Annotated in this window: 23 protein-coding genes; 14 read left to right on the top strand and 9 right to left on the bottom strand. The window is 74.1% G+C overall.

The window, feature by feature from the left end; translation table 11 throughout:
• Positions 1–15: 15 nt before the first annotated feature.
• Positions 16–1,065 carry a biotin/lipoate A/B protein ligase family protein gene (locus ACFWCH_RS02385; protein ID WP_136028538.1) on the top strand — a complete coding sequence of 350 codons (1,050 nt, stop codon included), beginning with the start codon at positions 16–18 and terminating at the stop codon, positions 1,063–1,065.
• Entirely contained in the window at positions 1,044–2,042 is a 999-nt protein-coding gene (locus ACFWCH_RS02380) for a DNA-methyltransferase (protein ID WP_378802834.1), read from the top strand. The genes ACFWCH_RS02385 and ACFWCH_RS02380 overlap by 22 nt, the downstream gene beginning before the upstream one ends.
• Positions 2,043–2,045: 3 nt before the next feature.
• Here ACFWCH_RS02380 and ACFWCH_RS02375 read toward each other — a convergent pair whose 3' ends face one another.
• From ACFWCH_RS02375 to ACFWCH_RS02365, 3 genes are read right to left on the bottom strand one after another with little or no spacing between them, the layout of a single operon-like run.
• On the bottom strand, positions 2,046–2,396 hold the full coding sequence (locus ACFWCH_RS02375; protein ID WP_247982233.1) for a cupin domain-containing protein: 351 nt from the start codon (positions 2,394–2,396) through the stop codon (positions 2,046–2,048).
• Positions 2,393–3,796 carry an NAD(P)/FAD-dependent oxidoreductase gene (locus ACFWCH_RS02370; RefSeq protein WP_378802833.1) on the bottom strand — a complete coding sequence of 468 codons (1,404 nt, stop codon included), beginning with the start codon at positions 3,794–3,796 and terminating at the stop codon, positions 2,393–2,395. The genes ACFWCH_RS02375 and ACFWCH_RS02370 overlap by 4 nt, the downstream gene beginning before the upstream one ends.
• A 25-nt stretch (positions 3,797–3,821) precedes the next feature.
• The gene (locus tag ACFWCH_RS02365) at positions 3,822–4,286 is read right to left on the bottom strand and encodes an Lrp/AsnC family transcriptional regulator (protein ID WP_378802832.1); all 465 of its coding nucleotides are present in this window, start codon (positions 4,284–4,286) and stop codon (positions 3,822–3,824) included.
• Between the two features lie 99 nt (positions 4,287–4,385).
• On the opposite strand from ACFWCH_RS02365, the gene ACFWCH_RS02360 reads away from it, so the two are divergent.
• Positions 4,386–5,834, top strand: a complete 1,449-nt coding sequence (locus ACFWCH_RS02360; RefSeq protein WP_378802831.1) for a gamma-aminobutyraldehyde dehydrogenase — start codon at positions 4,386–4,388, stop codon at positions 5,832–5,834.
• Between the two features lie 24 nt (positions 5,835–5,858).
• Here ACFWCH_RS02360 and ACFWCH_RS02355 read toward each other — a convergent pair whose 3' ends face one another.
• Entirely contained in the window at positions 5,859–6,386 is a 528-nt protein-coding gene (locus tag ACFWCH_RS02355) for a GNAT family N-acetyltransferase (protein ID WP_378802830.1), read from the bottom strand.
• A gap of 122 nt (positions 6,387–6,508) precedes the next feature.
• On the opposite strand from ACFWCH_RS02355, the gene ACFWCH_RS02350 reads away from it, so the two are divergent.
• Genes ACFWCH_RS02350 through ACFWCH_RS02340 form a run of 3 tightly spaced genes read left to right on the top strand, consistent with a single transcriptional unit; the run spans position 6,509 to position 9,926 of the window.
• Positions 6,509–7,657 (top strand): ROK family protein, encoded by a 1,149-nt coding sequence (locus ACFWCH_RS02350; RefSeq protein ID WP_247637787.1) that lies wholly within the window; start codon positions 6,509–6,511, stop codon positions 7,655–7,657.
• A gap of 17 nt (positions 7,658–7,674) precedes the next feature.
• Positions 7,675–8,604 (top strand): polysaccharide deacetylase family protein, encoded by a 930-nt coding sequence (locus tag ACFWCH_RS02345; RefSeq protein ID WP_378802829.1) that lies wholly within the window; start codon positions 7,675–7,677, stop codon positions 8,602–8,604.
• Positions 8,601–9,926 (top strand): MFS transporter, encoded by a 1,326-nt coding sequence (locus ACFWCH_RS02340; protein ID WP_136045196.1) that lies wholly within the window; start codon positions 8,601–8,603, stop codon positions 9,924–9,926. Before ACFWCH_RS02345 ends, ACFWCH_RS02340 begins: the two co-directional genes overlap by 4 nt.
• 3 nt (positions 9,927–9,929) lie before the next feature.
• On the opposite strand, the gene galE is transcribed toward ACFWCH_RS02340, so the two are convergent.
• Genes galE through galT form a run of 3 tightly spaced genes read right to left on the bottom strand, consistent with a single transcriptional unit; the run spans position 9,930 to position 13,301 of the window.
• On the bottom strand, positions 9,930–10,910 hold the full coding sequence (gene galE, locus ACFWCH_RS02335) for a UDP-glucose 4-epimerase GalE (RefSeq protein WP_378802828.1): 981 nt from the start codon (positions 10,908–10,910) through the stop codon (positions 9,930–9,932).
• A gap of 46 nt (positions 10,911–10,956) precedes the next feature.
• Entirely contained in the window at positions 10,957–12,135 is a 1,179-nt protein-coding gene (gene galK / locus ACFWCH_RS02330) for a galactokinase (protein ID WP_378802827.1), read from the bottom strand.
• A complete protein-coding gene (gene galT / locus ACFWCH_RS02325; RefSeq protein WP_378803837.1) occupies positions 12,132–13,301 on the bottom strand; it encodes a galactose-1-phosphate uridylyltransferase in 1,170 nt (389 codons plus the stop codon). Before galT ends, galK begins: the two co-directional genes overlap by 4 nt.
• Before the next feature lie 144 nt (positions 13,302–13,445).
• On the opposite strand from galT, the gene ACFWCH_RS02320 reads away from it, so the two are divergent.
• The gene (locus ACFWCH_RS02320; RefSeq protein WP_378803836.1) at positions 13,446–14,408 is read left to right on the top strand and encodes a LacI family DNA-binding transcriptional regulator; all 963 of its coding nucleotides are present in this window, start codon (positions 13,446–13,448) and stop codon (positions 14,406–14,408) included.
• Positions 14,409–14,410: 2 nt separating this feature from the next.
• On the opposite strand, the gene ACFWCH_RS02315 is transcribed toward ACFWCH_RS02320, so the two are convergent.
• On the bottom strand, positions 14,411–16,417 hold the full coding sequence (locus ACFWCH_RS02315; RefSeq protein WP_378802826.1) for a DUF2264 domain-containing protein: 2,007 nt from the start codon (positions 16,415–16,417) through the stop codon (positions 14,411–14,413).
• The gene (locus ACFWCH_RS02310) at positions 16,414–17,427 is read right to left on the bottom strand and encodes a hydroxyacid dehydrogenase (RefSeq protein ID WP_136035415.1); all 1,014 of its coding nucleotides are present in this window, start codon (positions 17,425–17,427) and stop codon (positions 16,414–16,416) included. Before ACFWCH_RS02310 ends, ACFWCH_RS02315 begins: the two co-directional genes overlap by 4 nt.
• Before the next feature lie 193 nt (positions 17,428–17,620).
• Here ACFWCH_RS02310 and ACFWCH_RS02305 point away from each other — a divergent pair, with 193 nt between their 5' ends.
• The 7 genes from ACFWCH_RS02305 (at position 17,621) to ACFWCH_RS02275 (ending at position 25,156) form a co-directional block, all read left to right on the top strand.
• A complete protein-coding gene (locus ACFWCH_RS02305; protein ID WP_378802824.1) occupies positions 17,621–18,721 on the top strand; it encodes a substrate-binding domain-containing protein in 1,101 nt (366 codons plus the stop codon).
• 155 nt (positions 18,722–18,876) lie between these two features.
• Positions 18,877–20,046 (top strand): Gfo/Idh/MocA family protein, encoded by a 1,170-nt coding sequence (locus tag ACFWCH_RS02300; protein WP_378802823.1) that lies wholly within the window; start codon positions 18,877–18,879, stop codon positions 20,044–20,046.
• Entirely contained in the window at positions 20,043–21,254 is a 1,212-nt protein-coding gene (locus tag ACFWCH_RS02295) for a DUF993 family protein (RefSeq protein ID WP_378802822.1), read from the top strand. Before ACFWCH_RS02300 ends, ACFWCH_RS02295 begins: the two co-directional genes overlap by 4 nt.
• Positions 21,251–22,123: a sugar phosphate isomerase/epimerase family protein gene (locus tag ACFWCH_RS02290; protein ID WP_206252664.1), complete on the top strand. Its 873-nt coding sequence runs from the start codon at positions 21,251–21,253 to the stop codon at positions 22,121–22,123. Before ACFWCH_RS02295 ends, ACFWCH_RS02290 begins: the two co-directional genes overlap by 4 nt.
• A 60-nt stretch (positions 22,124–22,183) precedes the next feature.
• Positions 22,184–22,948 (top strand): sugar phosphate isomerase/epimerase family protein, encoded by a 765-nt coding sequence (locus tag ACFWCH_RS02285; RefSeq protein WP_378802821.1) that lies wholly within the window; start codon positions 22,184–22,186, stop codon positions 22,946–22,948.
• Between the two features lie 43 nt (positions 22,949–22,991).
• Positions 22,992–24,056, top strand: coding sequence for a LacI family DNA-binding transcriptional regulator (locus tag ACFWCH_RS02280; protein ID WP_378802820.1), 1,065 nt, complete (start codon positions 22,992–22,994; stop codon positions 24,054–24,056).
• Positions 24,053–25,156, top strand: a complete 1,104-nt coding sequence (locus tag ACFWCH_RS02275; protein WP_378802819.1) for a glycerate kinase — start codon at positions 24,053–24,055, stop codon at positions 25,154–25,156. The genes ACFWCH_RS02280 and ACFWCH_RS02275 overlap by 4 nt, the downstream gene beginning before the upstream one ends.
• Positions 25,157–25,162: the final 6 nt, after the last annotated feature.

Below are 25,162 nucleotides of genomic sequence, written 5' to 3'. Positions count from 1 at the left end.
CCTTAAGCTGGAGTCGTGCACGGTGAATACAAGGTCCCTGGGGGCAAGCTCGTCGTCGTCGACCTCGAGGTGGAGAACGACCGGATCGCGCGGTTCCGGCTCGCCGGCGACTTCTTCCTGGAACCGGACTCGGCGCTCGACGACATCAATGCGGCGGTCGAGGGTCTGCCCGTGGAGTCCGACGCCTCCGCGATCGCGGCCGCCGTCCGCGGGGCCCTCCCCGAGGGGGCGCAGCTGCTCGGCTTCACGCCGGAGGCGGTCGGCACCGCCGTGCGACGTGCCCTGGTCACCGCGCCGGGCTGGCGCGACTTCGACTGGGAGATCGTGCACGACAGGGCCGTCTCCCCGCGCATGAACCTCGCGCTCGACGAGGTGCTCACGTCGCGCGTGGGCGAGGGGCGTCGTCGTCCCACGCTGCGCATCTGGGAGTGGGACGAGTCGGCGGTCGTGATCGGCTCGTTCCAGTCGTACCGCAACGAGGTCGACCCGGAGGGCGCGGCCCGGCACGGGTTCGACGTGGTGCGCCGCATCTCCGGCGGCGGGGCCATGCTCATGGCGGCCGGCCAGATCATCACCTACTCGCTGTACGTGCCGGCGTCGCTCGTGGCGGGCATGACCTTCGCCGACTCCTACGCGTTCCTGGACGACTGGGTGCTGCAGGCCCTGCGCTCGCTCGGCATCGACGCGGTGTACCAGCCGCTCAACGACATCGCGAGCCCCACCGGCAAGATCGGCGGCGCCGCGCAGAAGCGTCTCGCCAACGGCGGGGTGCTGCACCACGCGACGCTGTCGTACGACATCGACGGTCAGGTGATGACCGAGGTGCTGCGCATCGGCCGCGAGAAGCTCAGCGACAAGGGCACCACGTCGGCGGCGAAGCGCGTCGACCCGCTGCGCAGCCAGACCGGGCTCGAGCGGGCGGAGATCATCGACCGGTTCGTGGAGACGTTCCGCTCGCTCACGTCCGCCGAAGACGGCACGATCACGCCGGAGGAGTACGCCGACGCCGAGGCTCTGGTGGAGTCGAAGTTCTCCACCGACGCGTGGCTGCACCGGGTGCCGTGACGACCTCGGACGCGGGCGCGGGCCGTCCCGTCGCCGCGGAGGGGGCGCCGCGGGGTGCGGTCGAGATCGTGGAGGGCGACAACCTCGCCGTCGCCGCGACCCTGCCGTCCGGATCGTTCACGCTGGTGTACCTCGATCCGCCGTTCAACACCGGGCGGGCGCGCGAGCGGCAGGTCGTGACCGCACGGCGGACGTTCACGACTCCTCACGACCCCGCCGACCCGGAGGCCCCCGGTGCCGACGGGCCTGATGCGGAGGCAGATCCGCGGACTTCCGAACCCGCGGCGGCGGAGGCCGAGGTGCGGCACGGGTTCCACGGCCACGCGTACGAGCGGGTGCGGGGCATGCTCCGCGCGTACGACGACAGCTTCGACGACTACGGCGCCTTCCTGATGCCGCGGCTGGAGGAGGCGTGGCGGCTCCTGGGCGACGACGGCACGCTGTATCTGCACCTCGACTACCGGGAGGCGCACTACGCCAAGGTGATGCTCGACGCGGTGTTCGGGCGGGACTGCTTCCTCAACGAGCTGATCTGGGCCTACGACTACGGGGCGAAGTCGCGGCGGCGCTGGCCCACCAAGCACGACACGATCCTGGTGTACGTGAAGAACCCGCGCACGTACGTGTTCAACTCCGACGACGTCGACCGCGAGCCGTACATGGCTCCCGGTCTGGTCACGGCGGAGAAGGCGGCGCGCGGCAAGCTCCCCACCGACGTGTGGTGGCACACCATCGTCCCCACCACGGGTCGCGAGAAGACGGGCTATCCGACGCAGAAGCCCGAGGGGATCCTGCGGCGCATCGTCACGGCGTCGAGCCGTCCGGGCGATCGCGTGCTCGACCTCTTCGCGGGCAGCGGCACGACCGGGGCGGTGGCGTCGGCGCTGGGCCGTGACGCGGTGCTGGTCGACGACAATCCAGAGGCGGTGCGGATCATGGCGGAGCGCATGCCGCACGCCGAGGTCCGTCGCGGTTGAGGCTCAGACCGCGAGGGAGACCTTTCGCAGCGTCTCGGTCACCGTCCACACCGTGCGCATGCCGGCCGACAGGCGCATCACCGACCCGGGCCCGACCTCGACAGACGGCAGCGCGGGCTCGGTGAACTCGATGGTCGCGCGGCCAGACAGCACCACGAACACCTCGTCCTCCTCGGTGTCGCTCGCGGCGCCCGGCGTCATCTCCCAGACGCCGATCTCCGTCCCGTCCGTGGCGTCGAGCACGGCGTACGCCGCGGTCGGCGCTCCGTCGCGCACCTCGTCCGCGGGCAGGGGCTCGTGCGCGAGGGCGACGGCGCGCGCGTCCACGGGCGTGCCCGGTGTCAGCGCGGTCACGAGTCGAACCCCATGCCGAGGGCGTCGAGCGTCTTCAGGAACGGGCCGCGTCGTCCCCCGTCGTGGTCGGCGCGGTCCATCGCGGCGCGCACCAGGTTGATGCCGATCGAGGCGGCGGGCTCGGGCGGGAACGGGATCGGCTTCTCGCGCACCATGCGCAGGTCCGTGCGCTCGGTCTCCTCCCCGGCGAGCTTGTCGAGCATCACGTCGGCGGCGAACCGGGCGGCGCCCACCCCGAGCCCGGTGAATCCCGTGGCGTAGGCCACGCGTCCGCGGCGGGCCGTGCCGAAGAACGCGCAGAACCGGCTGGAGGAGTCGATCGCCCCCGCCCAGCGGTGCGTGAAGCGGAGCCCGGCGAGCTGCGGGAACGTGGTGAAGAAGTGGGAGGCGAGGCGTCGGTGGCTCTCCATCCGGTCTTCGTACGCGGGGCGCACCTTGCCGCCGAAGTGGTAGACCGCGTCGTAGCCGCCGAACAGGATCCGGTCGTCGGCGGTGAGCCGGTAGTAGTGGAACTGGTTGGCGCTGTCGGCGAGGCCCTGGCGGTTGCGCCAGCCGATCGCGTCGAGCTGCTCCGCCGACAGCGGCTCGGTCATCAGCACGTAGTCGTACACGGGCACCGTCATGAGCCGGTTGCGCTTCAGCAGCGAAGGGAACACGTTCGTGGCGAGGGCGATGTTCTCCGCGGTCACCCGTCCGCCGTCGGTCACGAGGGTGACCGGGCCGGCGTCGGGTCCCTCGATGCGGCGCACCATCGTGTGCTCGTGGATCTGCACGCCGAGCTCGACGGCCAGGCGCGCGAGCTCCAGGCCGAGCTTGGCGGGGTGCACGAGGGCCGTGCTCTCCCGATCCCACGCGCCCGCGAGGAACGTGGGGGAGTGCACCTCGGCCTGCACCGCGTCGCGGTCGAGGAAGCCCTCCTCCTCGCGCAGCCACTCCACCTGGTGCGGCTCCACGGCCACGGCCAGCTGGCCCGTGCGCTCGAACTCGGCGTCGAGGGCGTACCGGCGCACGGTGTCCTCGATGCCGTCGAGGTTCTGCCGCCCCAGCTCCTCGAGCCGGTCGATCTCCTCCGGCCACCGGTTCACGCCGTTCTCGTGGCCGTGCGTGATGCTGGCCTCGCAGAAGCCGCCGTTGCGCCCCGACGCGGCCCAGACGACGCGCGAGGCCTCGAGCAGCACGACCGTGCGCCCGGGGTCGCGCTCCTTCGCCCTGATCGCGGTCCACAGCCCGGTGTAGCCGCCGCCGACGATCGCGAGGTCGGCGTGCGCCGTCCCGCGCAGCGGAGGATGCGTCGGGCGGTCGACGTCGTCGAGCCAGAAGACCGACAGGGCGGTGTCGCGCAGGGACTCGTCGATGACGGACGGCGCGGGACGCCGGCGTTCGAAGACCGTGGTGCCCATGTTCACTCCCGGGTGCGGGGACGCGTCAGCGCGTTCCCCAGTTGTAGAGGTCTTTGTACAGTCCGGCGTAGAGCAGGCTCTCGGTCTGCACGATGCCGGGGATGGTGCGGATGCGGGTGGCGATGAGGTCGATCAGGTGGTCGTCGTCCTCGCACACCGCCTCGACGAGGATGTCGAAGGTGCCGAGCGTGACGACGACGTACGCGAGCTCGGTGATCGCGGTCAGCTCCTCGGCGATCGCGCGGGGGTCGCCGGAGACGCGGATGCCGATCATCGACATGCGCCGGAAGCCGAGCCGGAGCGGATCGGTGACGGCGACGATCTGGATGATCCCGGCCTCGGTCATGCGCTGCACCCGCTGGCGGGCGGCGGCCTCGCTGAGTCCGACCTCGCGCGCGATCTCGGAGTAGGGACGGCGGCCGTCATCCTGCAGCAGCTCGACGATGCGCTTGGAGATGTCGTCGAGGGGCGGCTGCGGCGTCGTAGTCATGTACCGATAGTGACATTCTCAGGGGGCTGTCGCAACTGATTCCGTCGTTCGACCCTCGTCATCCTTCAGATTCCGCGTTCGAGTGGCTACCATGGCGCCATGCACACCCCGTCGACGACGACCGAGCCCCTGCACAACTTCCTCGGCGGCCGCGCCGTGCCCGCGCACGGACCGGGACGGCTGCCGCTGATCGACCCGGCGACCGAGGAGCCGTACGGCGAGATCCCCCTGTCCGACACCGCCGACGTGGACGCGGCCGTCGCCGCCGCGGCCGCCGCGTTCCCCGAGTGGCGTGACACCACGCCCGCGCAGCGCCAGCTCGCCCTGTTCCGCATCGCCGACGAGATGGCCGAGCGGGCGGAGGAGTTCGCCGACCTGGAGTCCCGCGACACCGGCAAGCCCCGCGCCACGCTGGTCGCCGACGAGATCGAGCAGTCCATCGACCAGCTGCGCTTCTTCGCGGGTGCCGCGCGCAGCCTCGAGGGGCGGGCCGCCGCGGAGTACGTCGCCGGACACACGTCGTTCGTGCGCCGCGAGCCGATCGGGGTGATCGCGCAGGTCACCCCGTGGAACTATCCGCTCAACATGGCGGTGTGGAAGATCGCGCCGGCGCTCGCCGCGGGCAACACCGTGGTGCTCAAGCCCGCGGAGGCGACGCCGCTCACCACGCTGCTGCTCGCCGAGATCGTCGCGGGGCACACCCCGCCCGGCGTGTTCAACGTGGTGCTGGGCGACCGCGACACCGGCGCCGCGCTGATCGCCCACCCGGTGCCGCAGATGGTCGCGATCACCGGCTCGGTGCGCGCGGGCATGGCGGTCGCCCGATCGGCCGCCGACGACGTGAAGCGCGTGCACCTGGAGCTCGGCGGCAAGGCCCCCGCACTGGTGTTCGCCGACGCGGCGCTCGACCGCGCCGTGGAGGGCATCGTCGCCGGAGCGTTCTTCAACGCAGGGCAGGACTGCACGGCCGCCACCCGGGTGCTCGTGCACGCGTCCAAGCACGACGAGCTCGTGGCGGCCCTGGTCGCCCGCGCCCGCACGCACGCGCGCACCGGCGGCCCGCACGACCGGGGCGTGCTCTACGGACCGCTCAGCAGCGCCGCCCAGCTCGCCCAGGTGCAGGGCTTCATCGACCGCCTCCCCGCGCACGCCACCGTGGCCACCGGCGGCCGCCGGCAGGGCGACCGCGGCTACTTCTGGGAGGCGACGATCGTGACCGGTGTGCGGCAGGACGACGAGGTCGTGCAGGGCGAGATCTTCGGACCCGTGCTCACCGTGCAGTCGTTCGAGACCGAGGAGGAGGCGCTGGCCCTCGCCAACGGCGTGCCGTACGCGCTCGCGGCATCGGTGTGGACCACGGATCACGCCAGGGCGATGCGGTTCTCGCGCGACCTCGACTTCGGGTGCGTGTGGATCAACACCCACCTGCCGTTCGTGTCGGACATGCCGCACGGGGGCTTCAAGCACTCCGGCTACGGCAAGGACCTGTCCCAGTACGGCTTCGACGACTACACCCGCCTCAAGCACGTCATGAGCGCGATCGACTGACGGGCGGCCCCGGGCCGTCCGGGCTCAGCGCGGGCCGAGGAGCTTGACGCGGCGGTGCTCGCGGAGCGTGAACTGCGGGCGCTGGTCGATCTTGGTCGCCCCGTCGAGCTCCCACCCGTGCCGGGCGTAGAACCCGTCGGCGCGGTCGTTGCCGTCGAGCACCCACAGGTAGCCGCGCGTGTGCCCGACCTCGATCATGCGGGCCTCCGCGGCTTCGAGCAGCGCATGACCCGCGCCCGTCGACCACGTGTCCGGGTCGGCGTAGATGCCGTACAGCTCGGCGTCGTCGAGACCGTCGGGGTCGCGCCCCGAGCCGAACGACGCCCACGCGATCACCGCGCCGTCGCGCACCGCCACCAGCGTGCCCAGGCTCGTGGGCAGCGGGTCGGCGAAGATCCGCCGCCACCCCTCGGCGCGCTCCGAGACCGAGAGCCCGTCGAGCACCTCCTGGTCGATCAGGCCGCGGTAGGCGGTCTGCCACGAGCGCACGTGCACTCGGGCCACGGCATCGGCGTCGTCGGCGCGGGCGTCGCGGATCACGAAGGACGTCATCCCTCCACCCTACGTGCGTGCGGCGACGGCGGAATCGGGGTGGACGCACGCGGCCGGATGTAGCATGCTGGCCGGGCACCCGAGCCGAACCACGAGCATCGACACCTCCGAGGATCAGCCGCATGTCACGACCCCTTGCCGGACCGCAGAGCCTGCTCCGGTCGCTCAACGGCCGCGCGATCCTGGAGCGGCTCGCCGACAGCGGTCCGCAGACGCGCGCGGAGCTGATGGCGGCGACCGGGCTGTCGCGCACGGCCGTGACCCAGGTGCTGCGGATGCTGGAGGCGGGAGGTGCGGTGGCGGCCGCCGGCGTCGACCGCGGTGCGCGGGGTCCCGCCGCGGGGCGCGTGGCCCTGCACCCGCTGCTCGGGGTCGCCGCCGCGGTGCACGTGGACCATCATGCCGCCCACGTCGTGCTGGTCGATGCGACCGGGACCGTGCGGGCCGAACAGCACGCGCCGTTCCCCTCGTCCGGGGACCGGGTCGGGCACATCGCCGGGCTCGTGGCATCGTGCCGTGAGTCCACGCGCGGCCCGCTGCACCTCGCGGTGGTCGGGGTGCCCGGCATCGTGACGGCCGACGGAGGCATCCGCGACGACCAGGGCCCGGACGGCGGTGCGTTCCGCTCGGCGCTGCAGACGGCGCTCGGGTGCCCCGTGCAGGTGGAGAACGACGTGAACCTGGCCGCGCTCGCGGAGCTGACGGCGGGGGCGGGGGCCGAGCTGAGCAGCTTCGCCCTGTTCCTGCTCGACGACGACCTCGGCGCGGGCATCGTGATCGAGGGGCTGCTGCACCGGGGCTTCTCGGGTGTCGCGGGCGAGATCATGTACCTGCCGCAGTCGCCGCTGCCGATCGGCGCCCCCGTCGTGGGGGAGGAGGTGGTGCACGACCTCGCGCTCGGTCTGGGTCTCGACGTGCGGGCGCCGCTGCTGGCCCACCTCGAAGCCGCGCAGCAGGGCGACGAGAAGGCGCGCGAGCTGGTGGCCGAGATCGGCCGGCGCCTGGTGGTGGCGGCGGGCACCGTGGCGCTCGTGCTCGACCCCGAAGCGTTCATCCTCGGCGGCGAGGCCGCGCACCCCGCGCTCGTGGAGGCGGTCGACCGCGTCGCGGAGGAGTTCGCCGCGCAGCTGCCGCTCCGGTTCCTCGTCTCGGCGTTCGGCCCGGAGGCTCCGCTCGTCGGGGTCGTGGGCGAGGCGGCCTCCGCCCTGCGCGCGCTCGTCTTCTCCCGTCTCCTCACCCCCGCGGCCGCCACCCCGCGACCCGGCCGCTGACCACGACAGGACCCGCCATGACCACTCCGCCCCCGCTCGCCGACCGGCTCGGCCTCCCGTCCGGTGCCAGGGCGATCATCCTCAACGCCGACGACTTCGGCATGTGCCACGCGGCGAACACGGCGATCGGGAGCCTCCTCGAGCGGGGCCGCATCGACAGCGCGACCGTCATGGTCCCGTGCGCCTGGGCGCCCGAGGCGCTCGCGTTCGCCGCCGGTCGACGCGACCTCGATGTGGGCGTGCACCTCGTGCTCACCAGCGAGTGGCGGCGCTACCGGTGGCGTCCGCTCACCGGCCCCGGCACCACCCTCGTCGACGGCGACGGCTTCTTCCCGAACGAGGTCGCCGCGGTCGAGCAGGGGGCATCCGAGGCCGACGTGGCCGCCGAGCTGGCGGCGCAGGTGCAGGCCGCGCTCGACGCCGGAGTCGACGTCACACACCTCGACAACCACATGGGCTCGGTCTACGGACTGCAGAGCGGGCGTGACTTCCTGCGGCCGGTGTTCGAGCTCGCCGCCCGGCTCGGCCTGCCGTTCCGGCTTCCGCGGTACCGGGAGGGCGCGGAAGCCGACCAGGAGCTGCAGGCGAAGCTCGCGGAGGCCACGGCCGCCGCCGATGCGCTCGGCGTGGAGATCATCGACCGGCTGTGGACGCACCCGTTCGAGCTGGCCGGTGAGGGCACGGCGCAGGAGGAGACGTACGAGCGGGTGCGCGACGGGTTCCTCGACGTGCTGCGGGCCGTGCCGCCCGGCGTGACCGAGATCTACCTGCACCCGATGACCGACGGCGCCGAGCTGCGCGCCGCCGTCGACTTCGGGGCGGCCAAGCGCGGCTACGAGCTGCGGCTGCTCGACGACCCGCTCGTGGAGCAGACGATCGACGACGAGGGCCTCGTGCGGGTCGGCTGGCGCGACCTGCGCGACCTGCAGCGCGGGGCGGCCCGGTGACGGCGCTCGCGGACCGGCTGCGCGACCGTCGCCTCGACGCGGCCCCGACGCGGGCGCAGTCGATCGCGTTCGGGGCGTCCGGGTTCCCCACGCAGCTGATGACGCAGACGTTCTCCGCGTTCGTCGTCTACTTCTACGTGTCGCACCTCGCGGTGCCCGCCACCTGGGTGGCCGTCGCGATGGTCGCACACGGCATCCTGAACGCGGCGCTCAACCCGCTGGTGGGCGCGCTGTCCGACCGGATCCGCACGCCGTGGGGCCGCCGCATCCCGTGGATCGGCCTCGGCATCGTGCCGCTGGTGGTGGCGTTCGCGCTGGTGTGGATGCCGCCCGACCTGCCCGCGGACGGCCTCATCGCCTGGTTCCTGGTGGTGGTCGCGGTCTACGACATCGCGTTCGTGGTGGTGGTGCTCAACATCTCGGCGCTGTTCCCGGAGATCTTCCGCACGACGGAGGAGCGCGCGCGGGGCAACGTGCCGCGGCAGATCTTCGCGATCCTCGGCATGGTGCTCGGCACGGCGGGCGCCCCGGCACTGTACGACGCGATCGGCTGGCCGGGCATGGCGCTCGTGCTGTCCGGGGTGTGCCTCGTGCTGCTGGCGTGGTCGTTCTTCGGCGGCATGATCGAGCGGCGCGTGCCGGAGGCGGCGTCGGAGGCGATGCGCTGGCGCGACCAGCTCACCTACACGTTCCGCAATCGGGCGTTCGTGCCGTACGTGCTGGGGTCGCTGTGCGTGCAGACCTCGATCGCGGTGATCCTCGCGTCGGTCCCGTTCTACGTGCGGTACTCGCTGGGTGCGGCGGAGGGGGAGGGCAGCCTGCTGCTCGGCGCGATCTTCGTGACCGCGATCCCGTCGATCGTGCTGTGGAGCACGGTGGTCCGCCGCACCTCCCCCCGCACGGCCCTGCTGTGGAGCGTGGCGGTGTTCGGGGTCGCGGTGCTCGGGTATCTGATCCCCACGTCGGTGCTCGGAGCGGCTCTCGTCGGCGTCGCGGTGGGTGTGGGCGTGGGCGGGCTGCTGCAACTGCTCGAGGTCGTGCTGGCGCAGATCATCGACGACGACGCGACGCGCACGGGGCATCGGCGGGAGGGCGCGTACTTCGGCGTCAACGGCTTCGTCGTCCGCGGCTCCGTCGTGCTGCAGGCGATCGTCGCGGCGGTCGTGCTCACGGCGTCGGGGTTCGACGCGACGCTCGGCGAGGCGCAGCCCGACACGGTCGACGGCGCCATCCGGCTCATGCTGGCCGTGATCCCGCTGGGGTTCACCGCGCTCGCGTGGCTGTGCTTCTGGCTCTACCCCATCCGCACCCGCGACGTGTGAGGCTCAGGCGCCGGCGGCCCGCCGTGCTTCCCAGCCCGTGCGCACCATCTCGTCGACCGTGTACCGCATGCGCCAGTCGAGGTCGCGCGCTGCGAGCTCTCCGGTGGCCACGATGCGGTCGGGGTCGCCCGGGCGCCGAGGGCCGACCTCGGGCGTGAAGTCGATGCCCGTGACCCGGGCGACCGCGTCCATGATCTGCGCCACGCTGAGGCCGTCGCCCGAGCCGAGGTTGTACGCCGGCTCGATGGGTTCGCCCGCCGCGAGGCGCTGCGCGGCTGCCACGTGCGCGGCGGCGATGTCTCCCACGTGCACGTAGTCGCGCACGTTCGTGCCGTCGGGGGTGTCGTAGTCGTCGCCGAAGATCTTCGGGGTGCGGCCCTCCAGCAGCGCCTCGAACACGATCGGGAAGAGGTTGTGCGGGCTCACGTCGTACACCGCGGGGTCGGCCGAGCCGACGACGTTGAAGTAGCGCAGCGAGGTGTGCCGGAGCGGCCGCTCGCTGTCGGCGGTGGCGATGGCCTGGTCGCGCAGCAGCCACTCGCCGATCAGCTTCGACTCCCCGTAGGGGCTCGCCGGCTTCTTGGCGGTGTCCTCCACCACGAGCGGCACGTCGGGCGTGCCGAACACGGCGGCCGAGGAGGAGAACACGATGTTCGCGACGCCGGCGGGCTGCATGGCCTCCAGGATCACGCGGGTGCCCTCGACGTTCTGCGCGTAGGTGTGCAGCGGGCGCTGCACGGAGACCCCCGCGTACTTGTACCCGGCCACGTGGATCACGCCGTCGGCGTCGTGGTCGCGCAGGGCCTTCTCGACCAGGTCGCGGTCGAGGATGCTGCCCTGCACGAACGGCACGCCCTCCGGCACGAACGAGGCGACGCCGCTGGACAGGTCGTCGAGCACGACCGGGGTGAGACCCGCCTCCGCGAGAGCGCGGACCACGTGGGCGCCGATGTAGCCGGCGCCGCCGGTGACGATCCAGGACATGCGTTCCTCTCCTGCCGCGACCGTGGCGGCTCGACCACTCATTGTGTCAGGCGTCGCGGCGCGGACCTGCGGACGGGCTGACGGTGAACACGTGCGGCTCGGCGTATCCGGCCTCGGCGAACCGGGCGCGCACGGCGGTCGTCACCGCCTCGACCTCGTCGCGCGGCACGAGCGCGATCGCCGCGCCCCCGAAGCCGCCGCCCGTCATGCGCGCCCCCAGGGCACCGGCGGCGAGCGCGGCGTCGACCGCGGCGTCGAGCTCGGGGGTGGAGATCTCGAAGTCGTCGCGCATCGAGGCGTGCGAGGCGACGAGCAGGCCGCCGATGGCCCGCGCGCCCTCCGCCCGCAGCACGGTGACGGTGTCGCGCACGCGCTGGTTCTCGGTGACGATGTGGCGCACGCGGCGGAAGGTCTCGTCGTCGAGCAGCTCCTGCGCGCGGGCGAGGTCCGCCACCGCGACGTCGCGCAGCGCGGGCACCCCGAGCGCCGCGGCGCCGCGCTCGCACGACTCGCGGCGCGCGCGGTAGCCGCCCGTCGAGTGGGCGTGCTTCACGCGGGTGTCGATCACCAGCACGGACAGCCCGGCCGCGGCCATGCCCAGAGGCACGACCTCGGCCTCCAGCGAGCGGCAGTCGAGGAAGATCGCGGCGTCGGGCTCGCCGAGCATCGACGACATCTGGTCCATGATCCCGGTGGGGGCGCCGACCGCCTCGTTCTCGGCCGTGCGACCGATGCGCGCGAGGGCCACCGCGTCGAGCCCGGTGCCCCACAGCTCGTTCAGCGCGGACGACGTGGCGCCCTCGATCGCGGCCGACGACGACAGCCCGGCGCCCACCGGCACGGTCGACGCGATCGCGATGTCGGCGCCGTGGCCCGGCACCCCCGTCGCCCGGCGCAGCGCCCACGCCACCCCGAGCGGGTACGCGGCCCACTCCGGCACCGCGGGGCGGCTCCCGGGCGCGGTGGGGAACAGGCGGTCGAGGTCGTCGAGGGCGACCTCCACGGGCTCGTCCGCGAACGTGGAGGTGACGCGGAGCCGACCGTCGTCGCGCCCGCCGACCGCCGCAGCCGTGCGCTGCGGGATCGCGAACGGCAGCACGAAGCCGTCGTTGTAGTCGGTGTGCTCGCCGATCAGGTTCACGCGACCGGGAGCCGACCACACGCCGTCCGGCCCGTGCCCGGTCAGGGTCGCGAACTGGGCCTCGGCCTCCCGCACCGCGGTCATGCGGAGACTCCGTCCACGGCGTCCGTGCGGGCGATGGCGTCGCGGAGGCGCTCGGCCCCCTGCTCCGGCGTGACCTCGGCGGCCCACGCCCACATCGCCGCTTCGGAGCCGGCGAGGTACTTGAGCCGGTCGGCGGCGCGGCGGGGGCTCGTCAGCTGCAGGTGCAGGCGCACGCTGTCGCGGCCCACGCGCACGGGAGCCTGATGCCACGCGGCGATGTAGGGCGTCGGGGTGTCGTACAGCGCGTCGACCCCGCGCAGCAGGCGCAGGTAGAGCGGGGCGAGCTCGTCGCGCTCGGCGTCGGTGGTCGCGGCGAGGTCGGGCACGTGGCGGTGCGGCATCAGATGCACCTCCAGCGGCCAGCGGGCGGCGAAGGGCACGAACGCGGTCCAGTGCTCGCCGCGGAGCACGACGCGCTCGGACCTCTGCTCGGTGTCGAGGATGCGGGCGAACAGGTCGGGCGCGGTGCGGTCGATCATGTCGAGCGTGCGGGTCGTGCGCGGCGTCACGTACGGGTAGGCGTAGATCTGGCCGTGCGGGTGGGGCAGCGTGACCCCGATCTCGGCGCCGCGGTTCTCGAACGGGAACACCTGCTGGATCCCGGGCAGCGCGGAGAGGGCTTCGGTGCGGTCGGCCCACGCCTCGATCACGGTCCGGGCGCGCGTGACGGTCTGGGTGCCGAACGATCCCGCGGGCTCGGGGCTGAAGCACACGACCTCGCAGCGTCCGACCGCGGTGCGGGTGCGGCCGAGGCCCGGGGCGTCGAGGTCGTCGAGCCCGCGCGGGGCGTCGGCGGCGGCGGGGGCGGCGCCCACGGCCTCGGCGAGCGCGGGGCCGAACGCGGGGGAGCGGTTCTCGAACACGGCGACGTCGTAGCGCGACGGCACCTCGGACGGGTTGCCCGGGGTCTGCGGGGCGAGCGGGTCGGCGTCGGCGCTCGGCATCATCACGCGGTTCTGCCGATTCGCGGCGACCGTGATCCAGTCGCCCGTCAGCACGTCGAGCCGCATGGTCGCGGTGTCGGGTCGCGGGGCGAGGGTGCGGGCGTCGACGGCTCGCTCCGCGCCGAGGGCGGTGCCGGGGTCGTCGTAGTAGAAGAGGTCGCGGCCGTCGGCGAGGGTCGTGGCGCGGCGGACGACGCCGGCACCGAGGACCTGCGTCCGCATCTCAGGGGAATCGGGCGTGTTCACGTCAACATGGTAGGTCTCCGCGCGTGATAACGTCAACATGACGGAGTTGTGAACGGAGGACGCGTGGCACGAGACACCCCCGCCTCCGCATCCGCCGCGCCGGACGCCGCCCGCGTCTCCATGGCCCAGGTCGCCGCGCGCGCCGGAGTCTCGGGCCAGACGGTGTCGCGCGTCGTCAACGGCAGCCCGCGGGTCGATCCGGCCACGCGTGCCCGCGTCGAGGCGGCGATGGCAGAGCTCGGCTACCGGCCGCACCGCGCCGCGCGAGCCCTGCGCACGGGCCGCTCGCACACGATCGGCCTCGTCGTCACCACCCTCGCGACGATCGGCAACTCCCGCATGCTGCAGGCCACGGCCGAGGCGGCGGCCGAACGCGGTTACGCCCTCACCGTGGTCACCGCGTCCGAGGGCGTCGAGGCGGCGTTCGCCCAGCTCGCGGACCAGGGCGTCGACGGCGCGGTCGTCCTCAACGAGGCCTCCGCGCTCGTGCCGTCCGCCCCGCGGCCTCCGGGTCTGCGGCTCGTGGTGGTCGACGCGCCCGCCGAGACCGGGGCGATCGTCGTGCACAGCGATCACGCGGGAGGGGCGGCCGCGGCCACGGCGCACCTGCTGAGCCTCGGACACGCCACCGTGCACCATCTCGCCGGGCCCGCCGACTCCTTCGCCGCCGCCGAGCGCGAGCGGGGATGGCGGGAGGCGCTCGCCGCGGGCGGGATCGCGGCGCCCGCGGTGGTCCGCGGCGACTGGACCTCGCGGTCGGGATTCGCGGCAGGCGCCGCGCTGGCTCCCGCGACGGCCGTGTTCTGCGCGAACGACCAGATGGCTCTCGGTCTGCTGCGGGCCCTGGCGGAGTCCGGACGCCGTGTGCCCGCGGACGTGAGCGTGGTGGGGTTCGACGACGTGCCGGATGCCGCGGACTACCTGCCGCCCCTCACCACCATCCGCCAGGACTTCTCCGCTCTCGCACAGCGGGCGGTGGGGGCCCTCGTCGCGGCGATCGAGGGAGCGGACCCGGCGGCGGACGGCGACCGTGCGATCGTGCCCACCCGGCTGCTCGTGCGCGACAGCACCGCGCACCGCTGAGGTCAGCCGGGCGGCAGCAGCTCCTCCGCGTCGAACGCGGTCGTCGACCCGTCCGCCCACACGACCAGCCACCCGCCCTCCTGCGGGGTGAGCTGCGGCGACGCCGAGGCCACGCCGAGCAGCACCCCCACCGCCACCCAGGCCCCCGGGCGCGCCGGAACGGTGAGCCACGGTGTCGCCGTCCGCGGGGCCAGGGGCGTCACGTCGGACTCGACCCGCACGCCCGAGGCCGCCCCGTCCGTGCCGTGCAGCTCCACGAGGCGGCTGTGCCGCGCGGGCGCGCGACCGCCGGGCCGCCCGCTGCCGTGCGACGCGTTCCCCGCCTCGGCTCCGGCGGACACGCTCCCCGGGCCGTCCTCGACGAGATCCTCTCCCGACAGCGCCCATCCCCCGACGCGCAGCTGGTCGCCCTCCCGCACCCGCGTCGCGGCCGCCTCCCCCTCCGCGTCGCGGACACGCACCAGCCGCACCTCCCAGGCGCCGCGCACGACCGACACGACGTCGAGCACCGGCCCCGTCTCGGTGACGCGCGCCGCCGCACCGCCGCCCACGTCGAACGCCGACACGAACTCCTGGTGCCAGTGCACCCGCCCCGACGACCCGCCGAGCAGCGTGCCCTCGTGCTCGCAGAGCGTCCCGGTCGAGAAGCCGGAGCGGTGACTCGGGCGACCGTCCCGCACCAGGGCGGCGGTGCCGTCGAGCGGCTCCGTCAGTCCGGGCGTGCGGAGCACGGGCGCGGTCGCCGTCGAGTAGCCGAGCTTCGCGTAGAGCGGCGCGTCCGGATGCCGCTCTCCCGGAACGCCGTGGTCGGTGCCGTGGTTGACGATGCGCACGACACCGTCCTCCTGGGTGCCGCTCGCGAGCCACCCGGGCGCGGCGAGTACCCGCGCGAACGATCCCGCATCGATGGGCAACGGTTCTTCCACGGCCGTCCATACCGGATGGGCGGCGGGCAGCGCGAGCACGAACAGCCCCTTCGCCGCCCAGGACGGCGACCCCGGGCCCGAGTAGTCCTGCGCGAGCGCCCGCCACGCGCCGTGCCAGCCCAGCGGGAGCACGCCGGACGCGTCCGGGGTCCCGCGGTCGACGAAGTGCCGCACCTGGGCGCTGATGGCGCGGCGCAGCAGGCCAGGGCCGTGCCGCGATCCGCCCGTGAAGGCCGCAGCGCCCGCCGCCGCCGCCGACGCGAACCGGTACGTGAGGCTGCGGCCCTGGATCAGAGGTCCGCCGTCGGCGCCGACGAGGTGCAGGGCGTCGTCGAGGTAGTCGTCGAGGCGGGCGCGGGAGCGGGCGATCCGGGCGCTGTGCCGCGGATCGTCGGCGACCATGTCGGCCCAGATCGCGGGATAGAAGGACAGCGCCCAGCCCGCGTAGTGGTCGAACGAGCGCGCGGCGCCGTCGGAGGTCCAGCCGTGGGCCCGCTCGAACCCGTCGAGCAGGGCGAAGTCGGCCCCGCGGTCCTCGGTCGAGAACGGGCCGCCCACGCTCTCCAGGAACTGCTCGACGAGGATGCGGAACCAGGCCCAGTTGTTCGGCGGGTACGAGCCTCCGATGAACCCGGCGAGGTAGTCGATCGTGCGGGTGCGTGCCGTGTCGTCGAGTCGAGCCCAGACGGTGTCCCGCGTGAGGTGGAGCCCGACGGCGAGGGCTGCGGCCTCCACCTTCGCCTGATCGACCTCGTCGGGCCGGGGCCAGCGCTCCGGGTTCCCCCGGTCCACTCCGGCGGCGAGTCCGCGCGCATACCGCGCGGCCAGGTCGCCGGTGCCGTCGGGGTCTCCGGCGATGCGGAACGCGGCGAGCAGGAAGGTGCGGCTGAAGCCCTCCAGGGCGTCGACCGCGGGGCCGAACCCGCCAGGGCGGCCCGGATAGCGCACACCGGCGCCCGTGGGGCTCGCGTGCCGGGCGGCCCCGTCGAGGATGGCGTCGGCGACCGTCTGGAGGTGCGCGCGACCCCAGCCGGTGTACGGCGACAGGTCGCGGTCCTCCGGAGGGAGGGGGAGAGTGCTCACGCGCCGTGCTCCAGGTCGGCCGGGCGCACGGGGTGGAGCGGGGGAGCCCCGGCGATCCAGGCCTCCAGCTCGTCGAGGGCCGCATCGGCGAGCCGCCGCGTCTCGCTGCCGAGCGAGCCGGCGAGGTGCGGGGTGACCGCGACGTTCGGCAGCTGCAGCAGCCGCGAGTCCACGGGCAGGGGCTCGGGTTCCGTCACGTCGAGCACGGCGTCGAGTCGTCCGTCCGCGCACTCGTCGGCGAGGGCGTCGTGGTCGAGGAGCGCTCCGCGGGCCGTGTTGATGATGGTCGTGCCATCGCGGAGGGCGGCGAGCTGTGCGCGTCCGATCATGCCGCGGGTCGCCGGGAGCGCCGGAGCGTGCAGCGACAGCACGTCCACGCGGGGGAGCAGCGTCGCCAGCGGCACGAGCTCGGCGCCCGCGGCCCGGACCTCGGCCGCATCGGCGAACGGATCCGCGACGAGCACCTCGATGCCGGGGAACGGCCGGAGCAGCTCCACCACGCGCCGGCCGATGCGCGAGAACCCGACGATGCCGACCGTCCGGTCGAGGTTGCCGATGCGACCGCCGACGCGGGCGCCGGTGCGGAGGTCGTGCTGCGGGTCGGCCGTCCGCAGGGGCACGAGGGCTCGCTTGCCGGCGAGGAGGATCATCGCGAGGGTGTACTCGGCGACGGGGGCCGCGTTGGCGTCGGCGGCGGAGGTGACGAGGATGCCGCGGTGCCACAGTGCCTCGGACACGAGGCCGCGGACGCTCCCGGCGGCATGGAACACCGCGCGCAGCCGGGGGAGCCGGGCCAGGGCCGCCTCGTCGAGCGCGGGCGCGCCCCACCCCGTGACGAGCGCCTCCACCCGGGCCAGGCGCTCCTGCGGGGCGGCGGCGTCGACGGCGGTGACGGGAACGGGGTCGTCGATCAGGGCGAGAGCCGCGAGCCGGTTGCGACGGGGGCCGTCGAACAGGAGGTCCCAGGCATCGGGGGACATCGCGACGAGGACGGTGGGGCGGGCGGACATGGTCTCCTCGGGGCCTGCGCGACGGACGTCGGCGCCGCTCCAGTGAAGGACGGCGGGGCGGTGCGCGCAACGGAAACGAACACGGTCTGTCATGATCGAACACACTCGAACAAGGAGTCCCGATGCCGATCCCACACCGCGCCCGCTCGGCCGAGCGGTGCCGTGCATCCACGACGCACGGGGAGGCCGCGACGTGAGCGGCGGGGAGGAGGCGCCGCGCTTCGGCATCTCCCGCCGCGAGCGGATCCTCGACGAGCTGCGGCGCGCGGGGGCCGTGCGGGTGTCGGCGCTCGCCCGCGACCTGGGCGTGGCCGAGCTGACGATCCGCCGCGATATCGCCGACCTCGCGGAGCGGGGGCTCCTCACGCGCGTGCACGGCGGCGCCACGCTCCGCAGCACCCTCGACCCGGCCGCGACTCGGCCGCTGTCCGCTCCGCGACGGTTCGGCATGGTGGTGCCGTCGCTGAGCTACTACTGGCCGCAGGTGGTGGAGGGCGCCCGCGTGGCGGGGATCGAGACCGACACGCAGATCGTGCTCCGGGGGGCGAGCTATGCGGCCGCCGACCAGCGCCGACAGATCTCCGCCCTGGTCGCGTCGGGGACGGTCCACGGGCTGATCGTGGCTCCCGAGACCGCGGGCGCGGACGGTCATGCCCTCCTCGCCTGGCTGGATGCGCTGCCCCTGCCCGTCGTACTCGTCGAGCGTCGCGCGCCCGACGTGCTCGCGCTGACGCGTCTCGAGAGCGTCGTCACCGATCATGCGTTCGGGGGAGCGCTCGCCGCGAGTCATCTCGCCGGCCTCGGCCATCGGCGGGTCGGCATCCTCACCTCGCCCCAGTCGCCGACCTCCGCCGCCCTGCGCCGCGGGTGGGGCCGTGCGGTCGAGGAGCTCGGTCTCGAGCCGGGGGTCGACCGCGAGGTCGCCCTCGACCGCATGGGTCGATCGGCGGTGGGGCCCTTCGTCGCCGCGCTCCTCGACGAGATCCGGGCGACGGCGACGACCGCGCTGCTCGTGCACTCCGACCCGCAGGCGCTCCTGCTGCAGCAGCACCTGGTGGATGCGGGGTGGCGGGTGCCGGGCGACGTGTCGCTCCTCGCCTACGACGATGAGATCGCGATGAACGGGGCCCCGCCCCTCACCGCGCTGCGCCCGCCGAAGCCGCAGGTGGGCCGCCGCGCCGTGGAGCTGCTCCGCGACCGCCTGCGCGACGGCATCGATCGCCCGGCGGAGCGGGTGGCGCTGGCCCCGGCTCTGCACGTGCGCGCCAGCACGGGGTCGCCGCCGGAAGCGTGACCCGGCGGGCGGCGCGGTGATGCGGCCGGCCGTGCGCGCCCGAGGTCCGCCGCGGTTGCGGGGTGGACGTTCTCGTGCCATGATCTCGGAAAGCGCTTACCCGCATCCTCGAATCCGGGCCGCGCATCCCCCTCCACCGAAAGGAACGGACCGAGATGGCACAGGCCACGACCCGCGAGATCGGGATCATCATGAACGGCGTCTCCGGGCGCATGGGGTACCGGCAGCACCTGGTGCGCTCGATCCTCGCGATCCGCGACCAGGGCGGCATCGAGCTCGCTGACGGCACGCGGGTCACCGTGAAGCCGATCCTCGTCGGCCGCAGCGAGGCCAAGCTGGCGGAACTCGCCGCAGCCCACGGCATCGCCGACTGGACGACCGACCTCGACGCCGCGCTGGCCGACCCGCAGTGGGAGATCTACGCCGACTTCCTCGTGACGAAGGCCAGGGCCTCCGCGATCCGCAAAGCCATCGCCGCGGGCATGGCGATCTACACCGAGAAGCCCACCGCCGAGTCGCTGGAGGAGGCGCTGGAGCTGGCCCGGCTCGCCCGCGACGCCGGCGTGAAGACCGGCGTCGTGCACGACAAGCTCTACCTCCCCGGCCTGCAGAAGCTCAAGCGCCTCATCGACTCCGGATTCTTCGGGCGCATCCTGTCGGTGCGTGGCGAGTTCGGCTACTGGGTGTTCGAGGGCGACTGGCAGCCCGCGCAGCGACCGAGCTGGAACTACCGCACGGAAGACGGCGGCGGCATCATCACCGACATGTTCCCGCACTGGAACTATGTGCTCGAGAACCTCTTCGGCGAGGTCACGAGCGTCTACGCCCAGGCGGCCGTGCACATCGCCGACCGCTGGGACGAGAAGGGCGAGCAGTACACCGCGACGGCCGAGGATGCGGCGTACGGCATCTTCGAGCTGGCGGGCGGCGTCGTCGCCGAGATCAACTCCTCGTGGACGGTCCGCGTCAACCGCGACGAGCTCGTGGAGTTCCAGGTCGACGGCACGCACGGCTCCGCGGTGGTCGGACTCTTCGGCGCGAAGATCCAGCCCCGCAACGCCACCCCCAAGCCGGTGTGGAACCCCGACCTGGAGGACGACCACGACTACGACGCCGACTGGCAGCAGGTGCCCGCCAACCAGGTCTTCCAGAACGGCTTCCGGCAGCAGTGGGAGGAGTACCTGGTGTCCTACGTCGAAGGCACCGACTACCCGTTCGACCTGCTGGCGGGGGCCCGCGGCGTGCAGTTCGCGGAAGCCGGCCTGGCGTCCAGCGCCGAGGGCCGCAAGATCGTGCTCGAACCGCTGACGCTGGACCGGGCATGAGCGCCCTCCGTCTGCTCGCCGCCGACGGGCGCACCTCCGGCGTCGAGCTGCGTGCGCCCGACGCCGTGACCCGGCCGGACGGACCACTGCGCAGCCGGGTGGCGTACGCGGCGGCCCACGTGGTGCCGAAGCCGCACGCCGACAACACCCCCGGACGCCCCGCCGACATCGACTGGGACGCGACGCTCGCGTTCCGCCGCAACGTGTACTCGTGGGGGCTCGGCGTCGCGGATGCGATGGACACCGCGCAGCGCAACATGGGGCTCGACGCGGTCGCGACGCGCGAGCTCATCGCCCGCAGCGCCGAGGTCGCCCGCGAGGAGGGCGGGTCGGTCGTGGTCGGGGTCAACACCGATCAGGTCGACGACGCGCACATCCCGCTCGATCGCATCGTCGACGCGTACGTCGAGCAGCTGCACTTCGCCGAGGAGCAGGGAGCGGGGCCGGTGCTCATGGCGTCGCGACACCTCGCCAGGGCGGCCGAGAGCGCCGACGACTACCGCCGCGTGTACCGGGATGTGCTGTCCCGCGCGTCCGCGCCCGTGGTGCTGCACTGGCTCGGCACCGCGTTCGACCCCGAGCTGGCCGGGTACTTCGCGCCGACGGCGGCCGCGGACGGCTCGGCCGGATGGGAAGAAGCGGCACGAGTGCTGCTCGACATCATCGCCGAGCACCCCGACGCGATCGCCGGGGTGAAGATGAGCCTGCTCGACGCCGACTCCGAGGTCTGGGTGCGCGACCGGCTCCCCGCGGGCGTGCGGATGTTCACGGGCGACGACTTCCACTACGTCGGCCTCATCGGCGGCGACAGCCTGGGCTCCGGCAGTGCGACGCCGGCCTCGCACGGGCACTCGGATGCGCTGCTCGGGGCCTTCGCCGCGATCGCCCCCGTGGCGTCGGCGGCGATCCAGGCGCTGGATGCGGACGACCCCGACCGCTACCTCGCACTGCTCGGGCCCACCGAGGAGCTCAGCCGGCAGGTGTTCGCCGCGCCGACCTACTACTACAAGACGGGCGTGGCCTTCCTGTCGTGGCTCAACGGCCATCAGCCGGCGTTCCAGATGGTGGGCGGACTCCACTCCGCCCGGAGCCTCCCGCACCTCAGTCGCGTCGTGGAGCTCGCGAACGCGGCGCTCGCCCTGGAGCGGCCGGAGCTCGCCCGTGAGCGGTGGCACGGCCTCCTCCGGCTGAACGGCGTCGACGCATGACCGCCCCGTTCCCCGACCCGCGTCTCTCCCTCAACCAGGCCACGATCAAGCACGCCGACCTCGCCACGGCGCTGCAGGTCACGGCCGAGGCCGGGCTCCCGGCGATCGGCCTCTGGCGGGAGCCCGTGCAGGACGTGGGCCTCGCGGGGGCGGCGCGCATGCTCGCCGACTCCGGGCTGCGTTTCAGCACGCACTGCCGGGGCGGCTTCTTCACGCTCCCGGCCGGCCCCGCGCGCGAGGCCGCGCTCGACGACAACCGGCGGGCGATCGAGGAGACCGCGACGCTCGCGGCGGCGGGGGCCGAGGGGTCGACGGCGGTTTTGGTGCTCGTCGCGGGAGGGCTGCCCGAGGGGTCGCGCGACCTCGTCGGCGCCAGGGAGCGCGTGCGTGACGCGATCGGAGCTCTCGCCGACGATGCCCGCGGCGCCGGCGTGACCCTGGCGATCGAGCCGCTGCATCCCCTCTACGCGTCGGACCGCGCCGTGGTGTCGACGCTCGGACAGGCGCTCGACATCGCCGCCGACTTCGACCCGGCCGTGGTGGGGGTCGCCGTGGACACCTTCCACATCTGGTGGGACCCGCAGGTGCTCGATCAGATCGCGCGCGCCGGGCGCGAGGGCCGCATCGCCACGTACCAGGTGTGCGACTGGAAGACGCCGCTCGCCGCCGACCCGCTGCTGTCGCGGCACTATCCGGGCGAGGGGGTGATCGACTTCGGCGTGCTCACCCGCGCGGTGCGGGCGACCGGCTACGACCGGGACATCGAGGTCGAGATCTTCCGCGCGGACGTCTGGGCCGCCGATCCGCGCGCCGTGGTCCGGCGCACGGCCGAGTCGTTCGCCGCGACCGTCTCCCCGCACCTGCGATGACCGCCGGTCGTGCCACCGTGACCGGGTCCCGTCGACGAGGGGGATTGAGATGATGAGGCCATGACGGGGATGCGCCCAGGGTTGTGCTCGGTGACGTTCCGCGCGCTCGAGCCCGCCCGGATCGTCGCCCTCGCGGCAGCCGCGGGCCTGGAGGTGATCGAGTGGGGCGGTGACGTGCACGTGCCGCCCGGCGATGTCGCGCGTGCCGAAGAGGTGGCGCGGCTCACGGCCGACGCCGGGCTCGCGGTCGCGTCCTACGGGTCGTACTTCCGTGCGGGGTCGGCCGAGCCTCTCACGGCCGTGCTCGACAGCGCCGCCGCGCTCGGGGCCGACCGTGTGCGCGTGTGGGCGGGCTCGACCGGAGCCGCCGCGGCGACGCCTCGCGAGCGCGCCGAGGTGGTCACGCGCCTCCGCGCCGCCGCGGTCGAGGCGGCCGCCCGCGGGATCGGGCTCGCCCTCGAGTTCCACTCCGGCACCCTCGCCGACACGGCCGAGGCCGCCCTCCGGGTGCTCGCCGAGGTCGGCCATCCGGCGCTGTCGAGCTACTGGCAGCCGACGGTCGGGGCTCCCGATGCCGAGGCGCTCGAGGAGTACCGGCGGCTCGCCGCCCACGTGAGCGCCGTGCACGTGTTCTCCTGGTGGCCGCGCACCGAGCGGCACCCGCTGCGCACCCGGGAGGCGCTGTGGACGCGCGTCGCCGCGGAGGCGGCTGCGGCGGAGCGACCGCCCCGCGACGCCCTGCTCGAGTTCGTCCCGGACGACGACCCCGCGCACCTCGCGGGGGAGGCCGCCGCCCTCCGCGCCTACCTCGGCCGGCCCGCATGACCCCGGCCGAGGGGCCCGAGGCGCCCGCCGGTAGGCTCTGGGCATGACCACGCCAGCCGCCCCGGCGGAGCCGCCGACCGCGCGTCGTCCTCGCCACGCCCGCGGTCCGGCGCCCACCCTGCACGACGTCGCCCTCGAGGCCGGCGTCTCGCTCGCGACGGCCTCGCGGGTGCTCAACGGGTCAGAGCGCAAGGTCGCTGCCGCGTTCCGCGAGAGGGTGGAGGCCGCCGCCGCGACCCTCGGCTACACGGCCAACGTCTCGGCCCAAGCGACCGCACGGGGGCGCTCGCCGGTGATCGCCCTCCTCGTGGCCGACATCGCCGATCCCTACTTCGGTCTCATCGCCTCGGGCGTCGCGCGCGGCGCCGACGAGCAGGGTCTCGTCGTCACCGTGGCGATCACGGAGCGCGATCCCGCCCGCGAGGCGCGGATCGTGCGGGCTCTGCGCGGGCAGCGGCCGCAGGGCCTCATCCTCGCCGCGTCACGCACGCAGGAGGAGGGGCAGGCCGAGACGGCCCGAGAGCTCGCGGAGTTCATCCGACTCGGCGGACGTGTCGTGGCCTTCGGCGCGGAGGCCGAGGGAGCGCGCCGCGTCGAGATCGACAACCGCGCCGGTGCCACGGCCCTCGGCCGCCGGATGGCACAGCTCGGGTACCGCTCGGCCGTTCTCGTGGGGGCGGCGGAGGGCGTGCGCACCTCGGACGACCGCCTCGCCGGGTTCCGCGCGGGCTTCGAGGAGGGCGGCGGCGCGGTGGCGCAGACCGTCCGCGGCGACTTCCGACGCGAGTCCGCCGCGGCGGCGATGACCGCGGCCCTCGATGCGGGCGTGCCGACGGGCACGGTCGTGTTCGGGATCAGCGACGTGGTGGCCATCGGTGCGATGGCGGCGATCCGTGCGGCGCAGCGCGAGGTCGGCGCGGACATCGCGGTGTGCGGCTTCGACGACGTGCCGTCCAGCCGGGATGTGACCCCCGCGCTCACCACGGTCCGGGTGCCGCTCAGCGACGCCGGGTACGAGGCCTTCCGGGCGATCGTCGACGACGACTGGACCCAGCCGCCGCTCGCGCTCGAGGTGGTCGTGCGCGACAGCACCCCGGGAGCGGCGTGACCCGGGTCGTCCTCGCGCCCGACAGCTTCAAGGGCAGCATCACCGCGGCTGCGGCGGCGCAGGCACTCGCCGAGGGGTGGGCGGAGGTCGAGCCCGACGCAGAGTTCGTGCATCGCCCGATGGCCGATGGCGGGGAGGGCACGGTGGCGGCGTTCGCGGCGGCCGTCCCCGGGGCGCGGCGCATGCCCGTGCGCGTCACCGGTCCCGCCGGCGACGCGCACGACACGTCCTGGCTCCTCCTGCCGCCCGACGACGGTGCGCCGCACGGCACCGGAGTGGTCGACATCGCCTCCACGTCGGGCATCGAGCTGCTCGCCGCGCCGCGTCCGTGGGACGCGGACACCACGGGCTTCGGGCAGGCCATCGTCGCCGCGCTCGACCACGGCGTCTCGCGGCTGGTGCTCGGCATCGGCTCCAGCGCGTCGACCGACGGCGGCATCGGCATGCTCACCGCTCTGGGCGCCCGCTTCCTCGACGGCGCGGGACGCCCGGTCGCGCCCGGAGCCCGGGGCCTGGACGACGTCGCGGCCGTCGACCTCGACGGCCTGCGGGCGGCTCCCGAGGTGCGGGTGCTCACCGATGTGACGAATCCGCTCACGGGCGCACGCGGCGCCGCGGCGGTCTTCGGTCCGCAGAAGGGCCTGGCCGATCCGGGCGACATCTCCCGTGTCGACGCGGCGCTCGCCCGGCTCGCGTCGCTGCTGGACGTGGACGCGGAGCACCAGGGCGCCGGAGCGGCGGGCGGCACCGGGGCGGCCCTCGTGCGCTGGGGTGCTGTCCTCGCCCCGGGGGCTGCCGAGGTGGCGGAGCTCATCGGCCTCGCCGACGCCGTCCGGGGCGCCGACGTGGTAGTCACGGGCGAGGGGTCGTACGACGGCCAGTCCGGCGACGGGAAGGTGCCGTCGTTCCTCGCGGGGATGGCGGCCGCGGCGGGCGCACGCCCCCTGCTCGCGGCGGGGCGCATCACGCCCGACGCCGACGTCGGGATCTTCGCCGCGACCGTCTCCCTCACGGTCCTCGCCGGCTCGGGGGAGAGCGCCCTCGCGGACCCCGCCCGCTGGCTCCGCGTCGCCGGCGCCGCCCTCGCGCGCTCCCGGTGACCGCAC

Source organism: Microbacterium sp. NPDC060132, assembly GCF_042729675.1.
GTDB classification, from domain to species: Bacteria; Actinomycetota; Actinomycetes; order Actinomycetales; family Microbacteriaceae; genus Microbacterium; species Microbacterium sufflavum.
The sequence above is the reverse complement of the archived record's forward strand: the minus strand, read 5'-3'. Positions and strand labels throughout refer to the sequence as shown.